Annotated in this window: 15 protein-coding genes and 1 pseudogene; 8 read left to right on the forward strand and 8 right to left on the reverse strand. The window is 67.3% G+C overall.

Going from position 1 to position 16,919, the window contains the following annotated elements; genetic code table 11:
- Together L0U85_RS19235 and L0U85_RS19240 are read right to left on the reverse strand one after the other, a co-directional pair.
- Window positions 1-452: hypothetical protein (locus tag L0U85_RS19235; protein ID WP_241379382.1), on the reverse strand; the 452-nt coding region annotated here is incomplete at its 3' end.
- Window positions 449-886 (reverse strand): hypothetical protein, encoded by a 438-nt coding sequence (locus L0U85_RS19240; protein WP_241379383.1) that lies wholly within the window; start codon window positions 884-886, stop codon window positions 449-451. The genes L0U85_RS19235 and L0U85_RS19240, both read right to left, overlap by 4 nt.
- 332 nt (window positions 887-1,218) lie before the next feature.
- Here L0U85_RS19240 and L0U85_RS19245 point away from each other — a divergent pair, with 332 nt between their 5' ends.
- Window positions 1,219-2,061: a hypothetical protein gene (locus L0U85_RS19245; protein WP_241379384.1), complete on the forward strand. Its 843-nt coding sequence runs from the start codon at window positions 1,219-1,221 to the stop codon at window positions 2,059-2,061.
- A 188-nt stretch (window positions 2,062-2,249) separates the two neighbouring features.
- Here the strand turns inward: L0U85_RS19245 and L0U85_RS19250 are convergent, their stop codons facing one another.
- The 3 genes from L0U85_RS19250 to L0U85_RS19260 all read right to left on the reverse strand — a co-directional run bounded on the left by L0U85_RS19250 (window position 2,250) and on the right by L0U85_RS19260 (window position 5,390).
- Entirely contained in the window at window positions 2,250-3,077 is an 828-nt protein-coding gene (locus L0U85_RS19250) for a hypothetical protein (protein ID WP_241379385.1), read from the reverse strand.
- An 86-nt stretch (window positions 3,078-3,163) separates the two neighbouring features.
- On the reverse strand, window positions 3,164-4,966 hold the full coding sequence (locus tag L0U85_RS19255) for an alpha/beta hydrolase (RefSeq protein ID WP_241379386.1): 1,803 nt from the start codon (window positions 4,964-4,966) through the stop codon (window positions 3,164-3,166).
- Between the two features lie 4 nt (window positions 4,967-4,970).
- Window positions 4,971-5,390, reverse strand: a complete 420-nt coding sequence (locus tag L0U85_RS19260) for a hypothetical protein (RefSeq protein WP_241379387.1) — start codon at window positions 5,388-5,390, stop codon at window positions 4,971-4,973.
- 367 nt (window positions 5,391-5,757) lie between these two features.
- Here L0U85_RS19260 and L0U85_RS19265 point away from each other — a divergent pair, with 367 nt between their 5' ends.
- Both L0U85_RS19265 and L0U85_RS19270 read left to right on the forward strand, forming a co-directional pair.
- Window positions 5,758-6,066 carry a WXG100 family type VII secretion target gene (locus tag L0U85_RS19265; RefSeq protein ID WP_241379388.1) on the forward strand — a complete coding sequence of 103 codons (309 nt, stop codon included), beginning with the start codon at window positions 5,758-5,760 and terminating at the stop codon, window positions 6,064-6,066.
- Between the two features lie 34 nt (window positions 6,067-6,100).
- Window positions 6,101-6,385, forward strand: coding sequence for a WXG100 family type VII secretion target (locus L0U85_RS19270; RefSeq protein WP_241379390.1), 285 nt, complete (start codon window positions 6,101-6,103; stop codon window positions 6,383-6,385).
- 72 nt (window positions 6,386-6,457) lie between these two features.
- Here the strand turns inward: L0U85_RS19270 and L0U85_RS19275 are convergent, their stop codons facing one another.
- A complete protein-coding gene (locus L0U85_RS19275) occupies window positions 6,458-7,777 on the reverse strand; it encodes a S8 family serine peptidase (protein WP_241379392.1) in 1,320 nt (439 codons plus the stop codon).
- A 130-nt stretch (window positions 7,778-7,907) separates the two neighbouring features.
- Between L0U85_RS19275 and eccE the strand changes: the two genes are divergently transcribed.
- Both eccE and L0U85_RS19285 read left to right on the forward strand, forming a co-directional pair.
- On the forward strand, window positions 7,908-9,161 hold the full coding sequence (eccE, locus tag L0U85_RS19280; protein ID WP_241379395.1) for a type VII secretion protein EccE: 1,254 nt from the start codon (window positions 7,908-7,910) through the stop codon (window positions 9,159-9,161).
- Complete coding sequence (locus tag L0U85_RS19285; RefSeq protein ID WP_241379401.1) at window positions 9,158-10,714, forward strand: hypothetical protein; 1,557 nt, start codon at window positions 9,158-9,160, stop codon at window positions 10,712-10,714. Before eccE ends, L0U85_RS19285 begins: the two co-directional genes overlap by 4 nt.
- Window positions 10,715-10,775: 61 nt before the next feature.
- Here L0U85_RS19285 and L0U85_RS19290 read toward each other — a convergent pair whose 3' ends face one another.
- Window positions 10,776-11,735, reverse strand: coding sequence for a hypothetical protein (locus tag L0U85_RS19290; protein WP_241379396.1), 960 nt, complete (start codon window positions 11,733-11,735; stop codon window positions 10,776-10,778).
- A gap of 278 nt (window positions 11,736-12,013) precedes the next feature.
- Window positions 12,014-12,703, reverse strand: a complete 690-nt coding sequence (locus L0U85_RS19295; protein ID WP_241379398.1) for a hypothetical protein — start codon at window positions 12,701-12,703, stop codon at window positions 12,014-12,016.
- 389 nt (window positions 12,704-13,092) lie between these two features.
- On the opposite strand from L0U85_RS19295, the pseudogene L0U85_RS19300 reads away from it, so the two are divergent.
- From L0U85_RS19300 to rpmA, 3 genes and pseudogenes are all read left to right on the forward strand, one after another.
- Window positions 13,093-15,193: pseudogene (locus tag L0U85_RS19300) on the forward strand (Rne/Rng family ribonuclease); the annotation flags it as partial.
- A 510-nt stretch (window positions 15,194-15,703) separates the two neighbouring features.
- Window positions 15,704-16,003: a 50S ribosomal protein L21 gene (rplU, locus tag L0U85_RS19305; protein WP_026924852.1), complete on the forward strand. Its 300-nt coding sequence runs from the start codon at window positions 15,704-15,706 to the stop codon at window positions 16,001-16,003.
- Window positions 16,004-16,014: 11 nt separating this feature from the next.
- Entirely contained in the window at window positions 16,015-16,272 is a 258-nt protein-coding gene (rpmA, locus tag L0U85_RS19310) for a 50S ribosomal protein L27 (RefSeq protein WP_241379400.1), read from the forward strand.
- Window positions 16,273-16,919 lie beyond the last annotated feature (647 nt).

The following is a 16,919-nucleotide window of genomic DNA, read 5'->3' on the forward strand; positions in this document are numbered from 1 at the left end:
CCAGACCTTCCACACCAGCGCGGAACTTGATCAAGCCCTGGATCACTGGTCTGGCGGGTGGACTCAGCGGCGATCTCATTGATGACTTGCGTGGGGTCGGGGCCGAGCGCGGCCGGATCGACGCCGTTGCCCCGTGCGTGGTCTTCCAGGCCTTTTTGGGTCGGGAGTGTACAGCCGAGGCCATCGTGCCACTGGTACTGGTAGAGCGCGTCGTGAACACCGTCAGCCGAAGCGGCCAAATACAGGTCGAACTCCTCGCGGGAGTAGTTGATGACCTCAGTGTAGGTCGGGTAATACCTGGAAGCCACCTCGCGGACGGTTGCCATACGGATCGGCTCAGTGAAGTTCTCGATCCTGTCGAACAGCTCTTTCTTCGTCGGGACCGCAGCAATGTCATAGTCGTCGGCGGTGAGGCGATTGACGGCGTCCTTGAGGTCGTCGAAGAAGCTCACTGTTCGTCCTCCTCGGGGGAACCTCTGCCAGTGAGCTGATCTTCATAGGAGTTGGGGGCCTGATCGAAGTCGGTAACCGTGTCGCCTTCGCTGATGTGAATATAGCCCTCCTCCGCGAAGTCGGTTTGGGTCTCAGTTGCCGCTTCCTCGAGTTCCTTGGTGATCTCGCCTTCTGTCAGATCATCGTCGTCGGCGATGGCGACTAGGGCAGGTCCAAGTCTGTCAAGGTTTTCGGCGGTCTCATAGCAGGCGTTGTACATCAACTTGAAGTAGGCGTCGAAGTCCGCATGGAGTTCCGGGGAGATTGCGCCGTCTCGTTCACTTCCGGCCTGGTAGGCGATCGCCACGGCACGCTGGTAATCGGCGGCGAGTTTCGGAACCGATTCTGTGCCGACACGTCTGGTCTCTTCGGGATCGAAGGTTCTTCCACTCAAGGCGGATCCTCCAGGGGAGTTGGGGCACAAGGGGGGGCGCGGAGTGTGGTGGATCTGTCCGCTACGTGAGGGTATCGAAGATTCCACTGCCCGTAGGGCACGCGGATGCACCAACTCCCATACTGTGGGATTCGCGCGGTGAGGCTCTGGACGCTTCCGGTCGGGCGGCGTGTCGCTGCTTGAGAATCGTCGCAACGGTGTGTAACGCTTTTTGGTGCGCGCAGTGCGCGTCTCTTCAGATCCAACCGAATATGGAAGACGGCGAGCCGCCGTCCAAACGACCAAATCCAGTCGGCGGCTCGCCCCCACAAACCATCGGAAGGAAACCCTCCATGGTCTCTGTCAGCGTACGCCAAGAACGCCCCGAGGCGGTAGAGCGAAACTCGTACGAGTACCCGCATCCCGACAACCCTGGCCTGAGCGAAGTCCCAGGCCAGGGGTACTTCGACTGGGCAGGGCGCCGTCTGTTCCTGCTCGACGGCTCACCTGATCCGGCGACGCCTGGTGCGTACCGGTATCAAACGCGTCCGGACCTGTGCGATGTTGAAGCGCCGGATTCCGATCCGGCTTCGCCGCGTTACGAGCCGCCGCACCTGCGGCATCAGCCCGGGGATACCTTCGAGATCGGTGGGAAACCGTACGACCCCGAGGACCCGGGCCCGTACGGGACACCGGGTTGGCGTCAGGACCGGCGCACCGGTCGCCATCGGCGCGGCGAGTTGCCCGATCCGATTCCGCCTTGGGAACAAGAGCCGGAGCCGGTCGCCGAGTCCCGGCCGTCTCCGCACCCGCGCCGCCGACGGTTCACGAGCGACGAGGAGCTCGCAGGGGAAGAGCCGTACCGGTTCTCGGACCTGCGCGAGGATGCCTGGGACCGGTGGCTGGTGGATTCCGAGCCGCTCGCCGCCGCCCACACGTCCACCTTCTCGGCGGCTGAACGCGAATCCGGGCGCACGATCGCGACCCTGCTCCGCCTCGTCCGCTGGATCGTCGCCGTCTTCAAGGGATCTTCTACCTCGTCCAACGTCAGCTCCAGCGTCGACGACTCCGCCGAGCTCCGGCGGCTCCCCACCAATCGACCCGCCCCGCGAACGCCCGCAAATACGCCCTACATCGTGGCCTGGGAGAACAACTTCGATTCTCTTCATCCGGTGGCCAAAGGCGGTGCACTGTGAACCGCTACTCGCCGCACCGCAACCGACCGGCGTATCAGACGGAGATGAACCGACTGCCGCTCCAAGTCGCCTCCATGCCTGCGCTCGGGGAAACGGACGACCCGGCGGTCGGTCTGCCTGTCCTTGCCACAAGGGAAGTCGACCGCCACCGCATCGAGTTCGCCCTCATCGTCGGGCGCCCGGCCTTCCTACTCACTTTCACAGAACCGTCTCGCGAGGTGCTCGGCCACGTGACCGGCCTGGACAGTCCCACTCCGGGCTTTTCCACTTCCGAGCCTCGACACCTCGAATGGGCTCAGAAGGAGGGCGTCACCGCTGCAATCCTCGACATCGCCGGCTTCACCTGGCACCACCGTCACCGTCTCCTCGAAGAGCGGATCCGCAGCGGTCGATGATTTGCACGGGCCGGTCCGCAGCTCCCGTAAGCGGGCCGGCCACCGGAACGGAGCGATCGCCTGATCGGACTCCGCTTCGGACGGCTCCTGGGAGTAGGTGGTGTCGGTTGCGATGCAATCGTCCCGGGCGCGGTCGTTCTCTTCGGTGACGCCGCCCAGCGGGTCAGGGCACTCGGCAACGAAGCCATCGATGGCCTTCACGCACCCGGACTGGACCGCGAGTTCCACAAGACCGGCTACCCGATACCAGTAATTGATCCCGTCGGGTCGCCGTGCCTCAAGCGAGTAGTGCGGAGGGTCATCGCCCCTTTGCGCGTCCCTGTGGATGTCATACCCCTCCTGCTCCCACAAAGCACGAAGCTCTGTCCGATAGGCCTCTCGAACCAGTTCGTAGTCGGAAACGTCTCTGCTGAACTGATAGCCGAGCTCGAGGTTGACGTATTTCTCGTCGACCTCGCCGTCATGCTCGCACTCGAGCATCTTCATGGTGCGGACTTCGAAACCCGGAAAGTCGGGAAGGTCGGCGATCGCCTCGGCGGCCGCCTCCTCCAGACGCTCCCAAGCGGTTGATTGGTCGAACTCACGTTCCGGCGGCGTTTCCTCGGACCCGGCGGTGTTCACGCATCCTCCAGCGGCAGTCAAGGTGGTAAAGGCAAGTATCGCTGACAGCAACGTTCGCGGATCGGTGCGGAGGGACAGTGCTCGGTTCACTGGACGTACTCCTCGGCGCTGGTGACTCGATCGGTCTGGTCACTGATTATGTAGGCAATGTTCTCGCGGGCAATGTTGCCTTCAGCCCAGTAACCGCCGTGTATGTCGCCACCGTCATTGGTGGAGTTGCCCGCGGCATCGGTGGCGTTGCTAGCGAAGACGTTGGCGCCGTAGTCATCATGAAGGGGGTTAGTCGGCCCGTGCCAAGCGTACGATCCGTCACCTTGAGCGTCGGCGGGGGCGAACTCTCCGAGCGCTCCTCCTGCCGTCGCAGTGTTCTTGATGTCACTGAAAGTGTCGGTGGTGTAGCGGATATCGTCGCCTTCGGCGGTGGTGACATAGACGTTCTCCGCGCCGACTCCAAGGTCCCCGGCGCTCACGGTGTCCAGGCCAGGGCTCGCGACCGCGATGATCTTGTCGGCCTCGACGCCGTATTCGGAGGCAGTGTGGCCTACCACCGTCGTCCCATACGAGTGCCCGACGATCGTGGTATGCGCGCTATCCGAACCGTGGTGGGTGGCTTCCAGCGCGTAGCTGAATTGGGACAAGACGGGCCCAGCATCTTTCGCGTAGGAGTGATCCCCGGCGTCGGGAACGACATCGTCTGGCGCGTCGTAGTCGAGCCAGGCGACCACCGCGGTCTCGCGATTAGGGTCGTAGAACCGAGCATCCGATGCCATAGTCTCTGCCCGGTCGATCGAGCCGGGAAAGTTGCCCAGGTCGGAGGTGGTGCCTGGGACGTAGACCGCGGTGTTGTCGGCGGTGTCGGGGTTGCCGACCGAGACGATCGCCTTGCCGTCTCCGGCTGAGTCATAGCCGAGAAGGAAGTGCTCCTGCCCCGTGTCGGCCTGGCCGGTGATCGCGTCCTGAAGTCCGGTCAGCGCGTCGCGCCGATCGCGTTCCTCCTGCAGAGCACCGAGCTGTGCGGCTAGCGCACTGTATTCGTCGCTGGTATACGGCACACCAAGATCGCTGATGCCGGAATACCGGTCGCCGCTGGCCTCCATCTCGTCGAGTCGGGCTTGGAGATCCGCGATCTCAGAGTCGAGCACGGGATCGAATCGGCCGAGTTCTCGGTCGAGGAGTTCGCGGTTGGCAGTGTCGCGGAAGTCCGTGGGGATGCCGTCGACTGGGCCGATGAGTTCGGGATTGGCTTCGAGCAGCGCCAGCCGTTCCTGCTCGTCGAGGGATTCCCACCAGTCGTTCACCTTCTCCGGCGAGGAGCCCGCGTCGATCAGCTCCTGGAGTTCGGCCGCCGGTCCTTCTGCTTGGGCGGCGAGATTTCGCCGCTCATCGGCGGTCATGGTCTCCGCGAACATCCCGACCGCGGCTTTGAGGGTCTCGTCCGTCTCCTCCGCGGTCTCCAGAATGGTCCTTATTCGGGACGCGATGGTCTCGGCATAGGTGACGTTGTCGGTTCCCCGGGACGTGTCAGGGATGACCGAGCCGGTGTCGGTGAGATGCGCCCGCTCGCGGTCGATTTCGGCGATGACATCGCTCAGGTCGCTTTGGCAGGACTTGAAGGCCGCGGCCGCATCGGTGATCGCGATGCCGACCCGGCGGGCCGCTGCGGCGCGGTCGTCGATCGCGAGCACGATGTCGCGCAGTCGCTCACGTCCCCAATCGGGGGTGTCGCCGAACCAGTTGTCGGCGCCGAGCTTCGAGCCGTCGCTGCGTTTGAGGTCCTCGAGTTCACCGGCGCTCGATTCAAGCCCGCCGCCCAATGAGATCCAAGTCTCGCCGGCATTTTCGAGCTTGCTGAAATCGGCTTCCAGGAGGCCGGTGTAGGTGATCGCCATGGCCTCACACCGCCAGGCTCTCGCCGCCGCGCGGCATCTGGTCGGCAGGGTCGGGCGCAGGGCGCTCGGCGGGTGGGGCGGTGCGGTAGTCCGGATCGAAGGGGAAATCATCCGATGTGGCGTATCGGTCGAACATCGAGGCGACATACTTGTCGTTCTCGATGCTGGTCTCGGCGTGGACGGTGAGGAATTCGGCCAGGTCCTCGATGTCGGCCCGGTGAGTGGCGATGTAGTCGCACTCCCAGATCTCGCTGGCCTGCAGCACTTCGGCGATGCCTGTGAACTCGACGGTGTCCGCCGAACCCTCCAGGGCGGCAGCTGCATCGCCCACGGTCCTCATCTTCTCGTAGATCTCGTCGGAGACCTCGAACATGGTCTCTGCGGCTCCACGAACCTCCTCGGGCTCGATGCTGAACTCACTCATGGTCGGATCCGGTCGGAAGCAAGGGCGTCTCCTTCGGGGAGCAGCGCGGGGATCGCCTGAGATGCGAATCGAGACAGGTTATCAGGGGAATGCTCTTCGTAGTGTTCGTGAGTCGGCGGGATCGAACCCGAACGGGCGCACTGAAGGGGTTGCGGGGGCTTCGTCACGGCTTGAGGGGCTTGGCACGATGTGGGGATACACGGCGCGGGTCACCACTTGTAAACTGAGAGACGCACCGCCAGCCCGGTGAGTTTGCACGGACGGGCTATGGTGACTGCGGAATCGATGAAAAACTCACTGGGATACCCCTGTCGGCCTAGGCCTTCTAGCGCCACAGCCCCCGGTTCAATCACATGGAGGTGAGACGATGAGCGGCAATGTCGCAATGGACGAAGATACAGTCCGCCAAGCTGCTGTCGACACCGTTAACGCAAAGCTCTCGGTCGACGGGAACCTCGCGAGCCTCAAGGCGCTCTGCGATGACCTCGCCGCTTCGTGGACCGGTGCGGGCGCTGGCGCGTTCCAGCGGGTCATGGAGCAGTGGGACGTCCAGGCCGCCAAGCTGCTCGACGCCCTTCAGGACATCGCCGACCAGCTCGACTCCAGTGCCGCCGCGACTGCTGAGCAGGACGCCGAGTCCAGTTCCGACTTCAGCGCCTACGACGGCGAGCTCTAAGACAACCCCCACCCAAGGAAAGAGGTGAACCACCATGGGACGTATCGCACTTAGCTACGAGGAACTCGAGTCGGCGTACGCGCAGATCCAGTCGCAGTCCGGCGAGATGGACGGCACGCTGACCGACCTGCGTACGCAGCTCGACAACATGGACTGGCAGGGTGCCGACAAGTCGGCCTACGAGGAGTCCAAGCTCCAGTGGGACCAGGCGTTCGAGAAGATCAACGAGATCCTCATCGGCGTCGGCAACGCTGTCAACAACGCCAAGCAGCGCTACGCGGAGACCGAGGCCGCGAACGCGGCTCGCTTCGGCGCCTAAGGCTTCCTCGTCGCGACGAGAACAGGAACCCGGGCTGATCGCGGGATCGCCCGGGTTCTTCGCCGTCCGCGGCTAAGCCGTGTCCGCTTCGGACTTCTCCGGGAGGTCGTACTCCTTGCGACTGCCAGGACGCCACCCGCGCCGCCGACCGTTCGGAATGAGCTTCCTCAAGACCAGCACGAGGATGATCAGCACCGCCGCGGCGCCCAGACTCGCCCACGCGATCGTCTTCTCAGTACCGAGCGGGTCGTAGCCCACGGGGATCGGGTCGATCTGCGGCCGGTCCTCGTCGTCCGCGATCGGCGCCGGTTCCGCCGGCTCCTCGCCCGCGTCCTCTTCGGCATCCGGGTATGTCATGGCGTTGAAGACGTTCAGCACTCCGTGGCCCTGGTAGATGTTGAAGTCGTTCGGCGGAGGGATCGCCGTTTCCTTCAGCCGCTGCTCGATCCACGCAGGACTCGTGTCCTTCCCGAAGTTGCCCTTGAGCAGCGCTGCCGCCCCGGCCACGTACGGCGCCGCGAAGCTGGTGCCCGAGTCGTTGTACCAGCCGCCGCCCGGGTACGGGTAGGTCACCTGGTCCCCGGGCGCGAGCAGGTCCATGTTGTCGCCGTAGTTGGTCTTCTCGTAGAAGTTCCCCGACGGATTGTGCGCGCCCACGGCGATGACATCGGGGTAGTTCGCCGGATAGAACTTGGCGTCGTCCACCGCAATGCGGGGGTCGTCCATGTGGAGGTTCCCGTTGCCGGTCGCCGCGACGACGACAACGCCCGCCGCTATGGCATCCTCGACCGCGTCCTGCAGTTTCGGGGTGTGCGGCGCGGCGATCGAGAGGTTGACGACGTCGGCGTCGTTCGCGACCGCGTCGGTGATCAGGTCGGCGATCATGTCCGCGCGCTTCTCGTCCGCGCCCTCCTCGCCTTCGAAGGCGCGCAGCGGAAGGATGTTCGCCTCCGGGGCGACACCGATGAACTGGTCGCCCTCCGCGCCCCCGGCCGCGATGGCGGCGACACCGGTCCCGTGGCGGTACGCGTCGCACTTGCCGGCGCTGCCGGGATCCCAAGGGTCGAAGCCGTCGAGGACGCGGCCGCCGAAGATGTCAAGGTCCGCCTGCACGCCCGAGTCGATGACGGCGATCGTCACCGGATCCCCGTTGTCGAACGTGCCCCGGTTGTACTCGTGCGCCTCCTCGGCGCCGATGAATTCGTTGCCCCACGCGCTTGCGGTGATGCCCTCCTGCGGTGTGGACGGTGGCTGGCACGGGATCTGGTCGTCGGCTCCCAGTGCAGGCGTGTCGAACTGCGCCGACGCGGGTGTAGCCGCCAGCGCCAGAACGCAAGTCGACGCCAGTGCGGCAACGGCGGTATAGAGAGGAAGACGGGGGAGGATTCGCACCCGGCCAGTCTAACGCCGGGCCGCCAACGAGCAGGTTCACCCGCACCACGCCTCGGGGGGTCACCGCTGGGTGGACTCGCCCGCTTACGATAGGTACGACCACTCACCTTCACGATGGAGACGTCGCAAAATGACGATGTTGCAGGGGCAGCAGGAGGCTCGCGGCACCGCGTCTGTGCAGGAGCAGCAGGGCGGACCGGCCCCGGGCGAGACGGTCGTGTTCACGACGCGCTCCTCGGGCAGGCTCGGCCCGCTGACCGTCGCGCAGCTCATCGCGGTCGAGGTGGCCTTGACGGTCGCCTTGGCCTGCTTGGCGTTCTCGCTGCCGATCCAGGCCGCCGGAGGCGCCGTCGCACTGGCCATCATGGTCGTCGCGTTCTGGCGCAAGGGCGACTACTGGTGGTACCAGACGGTGCCGATGCGCTCCAGGCTCCGTCGCCGCGTCCGCGCGCTCGACCCCGAGCAGCTCACCGAGGTCCTCCACCGCATCGCGCCCGACCTCGGCATCACCGGCGTCGAGGACCGCGACGAGAACGTCGGCATCGGACACGACAACGGCGGCTGGTTCACCGTGATCGAGATCGGCAGCTCCGACGGCGTCACCAAGGCGATCCCCTTGGAGCGCCTGGAGCGGCTCTTCGACGAGACGTCGGTGCCCGTCACCGCCGTCCAGCTCGTCGGCCACACCACCCCTGTCGGCCTGGCCGCCTACGACAGCAGCGCCGCCGCCCGCTCCTACCGCGAACTGCTCGGCGACTACCCCGCCGTCGTCCACCACAAGGCGTGGCTGGCCGTGCGGCTCGGCGCCCGCGACGCGCGCGAGGCCACCGCCGATCGCGGCGGCGAGGTCGACGGCGTCTACAAGGCACTCGCCTCCACCGCGCAGCGTGTGTCCAAACTGCTCGGCAACGTCGGCGTCCCGAACCGCATCCTCGACGCCGAAGGCGTCCGCGAAGCGGTGCAGCAGTCGCTCGGCGTGGCCTTCGCGCCGGTGCCGGGCGATCGCACCGCCGAGGATTGGAACCACTGGTACGCAGACGGTCTGCGCCACGTCGCCTACCGGATCACCAAGTGGCCGGGTGACGCCCAGGCCTTGCACCGCACGGTCGACTCCCTGTCCGGCATCCCGGCGGCATTCGTCACCGTCTCCATCGCGGTCACCGCCGGAACCTCCGGCAAGGTCAGCCCCGACGGCCGCGTCACCGGACGCCAGCTCGCCGTGGACGCGGTGGTCCGCCTGGCTCTCGACCAGGCGTCGTGGGAGTCGGCGCAGAACCAGATGCTCAACGTCGCCGACCAGCTCGGTGTCCGGTTGCAGCGACTCGACGGCGAACACGGCCCCGCCGCGTACGCTTCCGCCCCGACCGGAGGAGGTCCCCGATGAGCGACCGAGGCAACGGCAACGTCTACGGCGGCGGGAACTACCAGGGCGGCGCCTATCAGGGCGACTCGTTCCGCGCTGGCCGCCACCACAGCGGCGACGAGGAAGAGGAGCAGCGCGACAAGGCGCAGCAGGCCCCGGTCGACGACGAGGACGGCGGCACGGTCAAGGTCGCCCGGCGCGGCGCCACGGCCGGTCGGCCGGACACGCCGCCGAGCCCGCCCGCGCCGCGTTCGCAGCACCCGCCGCCCCCGCAGCAGCCCGCCGCTCCGCGAGGGGACAACACCGGCATGCAGCCTCCGGCTCCGCCGGTTCCCCCCTCGCGCCAAGAACAGGCCACCCCGCCGAGCTCCCCGGCCCGCGGCGGCGCGCCGCACCCGCCCCGACCCCCGCAGACCGCGGCGCAGCCGCCTGCCGCCCGGCCTCCCGCTCCGCAGCCGCCGGCCGGGCCGCCCCCTGCGGCCCGGCCGCCGACCGGGCCGCCTGCGGCACGACAACCCCCGGTCGTACCGCCCCCGCAGTCGTCCCGACCTCCGATGCCGCAGCCTCCCCAGCCGCCGGTCCCGTCCTCGGCGCCGGTCTCGGCCGCGCCCGTGTCGGCGCCCTCGGTCTCCCCGGTCTCGGCAGCGCCCGTCTCGGGCCAACCGATATCGGGGCAGCCGTTCTCCGGACAGCCCGCCTCGGCCCAGCCGTACTCGGGCGTGCCCTACTCCGGCGCCGCGCCGATGAGCGGCAACCCGGTCAGCTCCATGCCGACCTCGGCGGGCCTGTTCGGCGTCTCGCAGGTCTCGGCCGGCCCCGCCGGAGGCACCGTGTACGGCCTCCCGGTCACCGACCGCGCCGTCGCGACCGCCTCGGACGCGGGCCAGGCCATCGAGCCGCTGCGCTCGATGCCGCAGATCCCGACCGCCCGGGCCCTGGAGCTCATGACCTCGGCGAGCCCGCCCGCCGGGCTCGTCATCGGCCGCGACGCCGAGCAGGTCCCCGTCGTCGCCCCGTTCTTCCGGCCCGAGGAGACCCGCATCAACCTCATCGGCGGCGTCTATCTCGCGCGCCTGCTGGTCTTCCGCGCGCTCGCCCTCGGCACCCGCGTCGCGGTCTGCACCAACCGCCCCCAGGAGTGGAACGGCCTGGGCGAATCGGCCACCAACCGCAACGACCGGCTCGCCGTCCTCCAAGGCGACCAGCCGGTCACCGTCGAGGCCAGCCAGCACTCGCCGGCGCTGTACGTCTACGACGTCGGCGAGCGCGGCTCCCAGACCAAACCGGTCCTCGGACCCTGGCGCACCCAGCTGACCGTGCTGCCGCGACTGACGAACTACGCGGACAGCCTCACCTCCGAGGCGCACATGACCGTCCTCCAGCGCCTGACGGCCGAGGAGGCTCAGATCGCGCGGTCGAGCATCCGCGTCAACCAGGAAGTCCTGCAATGGCTCCAGATGCTGCACGACGACATGATCGCCATGCTCCGCAAGGGCCAGAAGGAGAAGTACCTGTGGTGCGCCCCGACCTCCATCGAGGCCCAGATGTTCGGCGCGCCGATGCGCACCTACTGACCTGACGACGAAGGCGGGCGGGGTCCGAAGACCCCGCCCGCCTTTCGCTTGCGCTCTCGGTCTAGGAGGCGTCCTTCCAAGCGGCCAGGTACGAACCGGCCAGCTCGGAGGTCAGATCGGTCAGGCCCTGCTGGTCGAGGCCGGAGTCGACCACCGACAGGCGAACGATCAGGTAGACGTTGTCGTCCTGGAGGTGGAGCTGGTAGTTCGACGTGCCTTGCTCGACGGCCCGCGCCACCGCCGCGGACTGGTCGCCGATCTCCGGGGCCGGCTCGACCGGCGTCCACGGGTCGGCCATCTCGCTGACCTCCCGGGCACCCAGCTCGAAGTTCACGCTCGCCTTCGCGTCGGACTCGAAGGCGATGCCCTCGAACTCCAGCAGCGCCACCGCGCTGTCCGACGCCCCGTAGGTCAGGACGCACGACTGCTCCCAGCCGCGGCTCTTCTCCTCGGCGGCGGCGGCCGACTCCGGCTCCACACCGCCGACGAAGTCCTGCAGCGGTGCGGCGTCGACCAGGGAGCACGGCTCCTCGCTGTAGCCGTAGGCCAGGTTCGGGGCGGCCTCGCCGGTCTCTTCACCGCCCTCGTCGCGGTTGAGCCACCACCAGCCGGCCCCGCCTACCAGGCCGAGCGCGACCACGACCGCGATGATCTTCGGAATCGGGCTCGACTTGCGGGCACGGCTGCGGACCTTCTGGAAGTCCGATCGGCGTCGTGTCTCCTTGGGGACGTAACCGAGCTTGCCGATCGCCGTGGTGCCTTCGCCGCCGGCCCACGAACCGGACGTCTCGTCGGCGAACGCGGCCTCCTCGAACGGCTCAGGTGAGCGCGCCTCGTCGACAGGGGCGGGCTGCTGCGGGGGCTGCTGGTACTGCTGCGCGGGCCGAGGCGGCGACGGCGGTTGCTGCGGAGCGGGGTGGCCGCCGGGCTGCGGCGACCGGTACGGGGAAGGCTGGCCGCGGACCGGGCCGTGCCCGCCCTGCGGGCCGCCCGCCTGCGGCCTACCGCCTGCCGCCGGCATCTGCGGGCCCTGTCCCGCCGCGGGCCTACCGGCCTGCGGACGGTTCCCGCCCGGGCCGCCGGGAGCACCCGGCCCCTGGCCCTGACCACCCTGTGCCCCCTGCGGCCTGCCCGCCTGAGGTCGCCACTGGTTCGGGCCGGGCCGCGGACCGTCGTCCGGCGGCTGGTCATAAGCCGGGCCAAAGGGTGGTGTGGCGCTCACAATATATCCTCCGCGGGTGATTCTCGGCGTGTCGACTTGACACCGAGGTAGTCCCCGCCAGCTTAAAGGGAAGCCGCTCAATTCCGGTCCCGGGGGAGCGCGTCGATGAGCCCCGACGCCAGTTCCTTAGCCAGCTGTTCCCTGTCGCCGCCCTCCGGCGGCACCCCCGTCAAGAACAGGTTGAGGCTGACCGTCGAATTCGCCTCCTGTGAGTGAAGACGCACCTCGGACTCCTCGCCGTCCTCGATGACGGCCAGTGAGGCCCGCTCGCCGATCCCGCCCAGAGAAGACGTCTCGTGCCCGTTGCCGGCCTCGAACTCCAGAACCCCCGCGTGGGCGGCCCTCGCGTCCGCCGCCGACTCGTACACGACCACCGTCGCGAAGACCGTGACCAGCCGGTAGGCATCGCTGCCCGCGTGCTCGGCCGCATACGTGCAGCCGAACGTGCGCATCTCGTCCTCGGTCTTCTCGGACGGCTCCCGCGCCTGCTCGGCGTCCGCCCACGGCGTCAGGAGCTCCTCGTCGACGACCATGTCGCAGACGTTCCCGATCCCGCCCGCCTCGATGCCCGGCTCGGCGTCGCCGATGCCGCTCATCCGGAACAGGACCGTCCCGCCCCCTGTGAGCAGGAGTACCACCGCCGCGAGGACGCCGCCCGCGCTGGCGAGCTGGCGGAACCGGTCGGCACCACGATGCCGCCCCTGGTAGGTGTCGGGTTTCCCCTCCCCTTGGGGCTCGTCGGACTCGTCCGAGTCGATGACCTGCAATGCGATGTCCGTGACCTCCGTGCGTGGGGCGCCGCTGCGCCGCCAGCTAGCTTATCGAGTACATCGGACCCGGGCCAGGCTTCGTCCGTGCCAACCACATAGGGTCGGCCGATCTCACCCGATCGTGACCGCTGAAACTGAGAGGCGGGGCACCAGCCCGGCGTCCGAGTCGGCGAATGACGCAGAGTGTGCGATACTCGACCTTGTCGTACCGCACATATAGACGAAGGTACGACCGCAGAGGTCCTGTCCGCACTGCTCACGGTGCCGGACGCGACGGCACTCGTCCGAGGCAGAGGTGTTTTCTCGGAACGAGTTGAGGCTTTCGGTGCGGCTTGATCGGCAAGGAATGCCAGGATGGCCGCACTACTGATGCCGCGCCCGTGCGGCAGCGGACGCAGACTGCGTCACGCGCCCGGGCGGCGGCTGGAATGGAGATTTATTCGCATGCGCGAGAACGAGCCGCGCGAACAGGTGCCCGCGGCTGCGGTCACCTTCATGGCGCCGCAGAAACCCAAAAAAGAAGAACCCGCCGAACCCGAGCCGCGAGCGGAGCGATCCCGCCCCGCCGCGGCAGCCCCGCAGGCGGTACCGGTCTTCGCACCCCCGCCGAAGGTCGAGAAGAAGACCGAGCGCCGACCCGAGCGCGTCAGCGACGAGCCGGCCGAACCCAAGCGGGCCCAGAAGAAGACCCAGGCCAAGAAGAGCCAGCAGAAGCAGGCACCGGCCAAGAAGTCCAGGGCCCAGCAGCCCAAGGAGCCCGAACCCGCCGAAGAGGAGATCGTCGACGACTACGACGATGACTTCGACGACGACGAGAGCGCCGAGGAGCGCCGCCGCCGTCGCGGCCGGCGCGGACGCCGGGGCCGCGGCCGCGGAAAGGGCGGCGACAGCGCCTCCGAGTCCGACGAGGACTACGACGAGGACGACTCTGAAGACGACCGGTCCTCGACGTCGACCGCCGACGATGAGTCGACCGGGTCCGACGGCCCCGAGGTCACCCGCCGTCGACGCCGCCGCCGCAAGCGGGCCGGCTCCGAGGAGTCCGACCGGAGCACCAAGACCGAGGACGACGCCGAAGTCGTCGTCAAGGTCCGCGCGCCCTCCAAGAAGTCCTCGAACGACGACGTGCGCGGCGTCTCCGGCTCGACGCGGCTCGAGGCCAAGCGCCAGCGCCGCCGCGACGGCCGCAAGGGCGGGCGCAACCGCGTCCAGGTCGTCAGCGAGGCCGAGTTCCTCGCGCGCCGCGAATCGGTCGACCGCCAGATGGTCGTCCGCCTCCGCGGCGGCAAGGCCCAGGCCGCCGTTCTCGAAGACGACATCCTCGCCGAGCACTACGTCTCCAAGTCCGGAGCTCAGGGCCTGGTCGGCAACGTCTACCTCGGCAAGGTCCAGAACGTCCTGCCGAGCATGGAGGCCGCCTTCGTCGACATCGGCCGCGGCCGCAACGCCGTGCTCTACGCTGGCGAGGTCAACTGGGACACCACCGGCCTGGCCGGCAAGGCCCGCTCGATCGAGCAGGCCCTCAAGCCCGGCGACTCGGTGCTCGTCCAGGTCACCAAGGACCCCGTCGGCCACAAGGGCGCGCGCCTGACCAGCCACATCGCGCTGTCCGGCCGCCACCTCGTGTACGTCCCCGGCGGCAACGCCTCGGGGATCTCCCGCAAGCTCCCCGACCGCGAGCGCACCAGGCTGCGCGCGGCGCTGAAGAAGCTCGTGCCCGAAGGTGCCGGCGTGATCGTCCGCACAGCGGCCGAAGGCGCCGGTCCCGAGGACCTGGCCCGCGACATCTCCCGGCTCCAGATGGAGTGGGAGGAGATCCAGACCAAGGCCAAGAAGGGCAACGCGCCCTCGGTGCTCCACTCCGAGCCCGACGTGCTCATCCGGGTGGTCCGTGACGTCTTCAACGAGGACTTCAAGGAGATCCTGGTGGAGGGCGACGAAGCGTACGACGAGATTCACAAATACCTTGAATCGGTCTCCCCCGAGCTGCTCCCGCGGCTCAAGCGCCACACCGGCACGAAGGACGTCTTCACCGAGATGCGCGTCGACGAGCAGCTGCTCAAGGCCCTCGACCGCAAGGTCTACCTGCCGTCGGGCGGCTCGCTGGTCATCGACCGGACCGAGGCGATGACGGTCATCGACGTCAACACAGGCCGGTTCACCGGCGAGGGCGGCAACCTCGAAGAGACGGTCACGCGCAACAACCTGGAGGCGGCCGAGGAGATCGTCCGCCAGCTGCGGCTGCGCGACATCGGCGGCATCATCGTCATCGACTTCATCGACATGGTGCTCGAATCGAACCGTGATCTGGTGCTGCGCCGGCTCACCGAATGCCTGGGCCGCGACCGCACCAAGCACCAGGTCACCGAGGTGACCTCGCTCGGGCTCGTCCAGATGACGCGCAAGCGCGTCGGCCAGGGCCTCATCGAGGCGTTCTCGGAGCCGTGCGACCACTGCAAGGGCCGCGGGGTGATCATCCACACCGATGAGATCCTCGGGACCGGCTCCTCGAAGAAGCGCAACGGGGGCGGCGGATCCTCGTCCGGCGGCGGCGGCAACGGCGGCGGGAAGAAGAGCAAGAAGGAACGCGCGAAGTCCGGCTCGAAGCAGTCGGGTCAGAAGGCCGCGCAGTCCGAGCCGAAGTCGGCCGCGTCGGAGACCGCGAAGATCGCGGCCGCTCCGCCCGAGAACGACGGCGACGCCGAGACCGACTCGGAGTGACTCCGGGACGGCGCCGTGGACTGTGACGTTCGCGGCGTCGCCCGGATCCCCATGCCGGAACCAGCGCGTCAATGACGTACGCTAGTGAGCGGCCTGCAGAGCCTTCAGCTTTCATCCCCGCCCGGCGGGGAGTCCACGCCCCGCCCACGCGGTGGACGGACTCGGAGTCTGATCGGCGGGCTTAGGTGCGTGACACCGCGATATTTGACAGACACCGTTCCCCTGCGGGGAACTTGTTCCCCGCACCGGGGAGGACCCAAGGAGACCAGCGTCGACATGTACGCAATCGTCAAGACTGGCGGAAAGCAGTACAAGGTCGCCGAGGGCGACGTCCTCGAAGTTGAGAAGCTTCAGGGCGAGCCCGGCGACACGCTTACGCTGCCTGCGGTAATGCTCGTCGACGAAGGCACTGTGGTCACCGACGCCTCCGGCGTCACGGTGAGCGGTGAACTTCTCGAGCACACCAAGGGCCCGAAGATCAAGATCCACAAGTACAAGAACAAGACCGGTTACCACAAGCGCCAGGGGCACCGTCAGCCGCTGACCCGCGTCAAGGTCACCGGGATCGAGAAGTAAGGGGTTGACCGATGGCACACAAAAAGGGTGCATCCAGCTCCCGTAACGGGCGCGATTCCAACTCCAAGCGCCTCGGCGTGAAGCGCTTCGGAGGCCAGCACGTCAACGCCGGTGAGATCCTCATCCGGCAGCGCGGCACCAAGTACCACCCGGGAGACCTGGTCGGTCGCGGTGGCGACGACACGCTGTTCGCGCTCGCCGAGGGCGAGGTGCTGTTCTCCAGCAAACGCGGCCGCAAGCTCGTGAACATCGTTCCGAGCGAGTCGTAGGGCCGACGCTCACAGCTTGAGCAGCCGGGGATCGCCGAAAGGCGGTCCCCGGCTTTTGCGTTTTCTTGAATCAGGTGCGTCCGCAGGTTTCGAGTAGTAGCTGAGCGGCTACTCATAAAGAAGCCCGGAGACACGGGCGAGTTAATGGCATAGAGCACAGCAGTGGGTGAGCGACTGGATGCGGCAATGCGCTTCCGAGATCGACGGGTACTTGCAGGGAATCGGATGCCTCAAGCGCGGGGTTTAAGCACCCTCCGACGCCGGCGCATTAGAGGATGGCATCGTTTCCGCAGTTCAAGGAGGTTTTGTCAGATCAAGGGACCCCCCGATTCAGGCCTGGTTAAGCCCGTGTATATTTGTCATTGCCCGCGGGGGAACGGAACAGCCGAACAGGCCGGTCCGGAAGCCGCCGGAGATCAGCGACAAACTCTTAGGAGTGTTGGCGCGATCCGGAAGCTGATTCGCGGGGATCTCAGAGACTCAATCAGAGCCTCGATCGAGTGTGACGCAGGTTAATCAACCTGAGTTTTGCACGAGGATCAGGAGCTGCTAGAGTTGAGAGGTTGCTCCGGCTGAGGCCAAATCACGAAAGTGAAATGACTTGGTTGGCGTGTTGTTTGAGAACTCAACAGGGTGTTTGGATGGTC

This window comes from Glycomyces sp. L485 (assembly GCF_022548875.1).
Taxonomy (GTDB): domain Bacteria; phylum Actinomycetota; class Actinomycetes; order Mycobacteriales; family Micromonosporaceae; genus Glycomyces.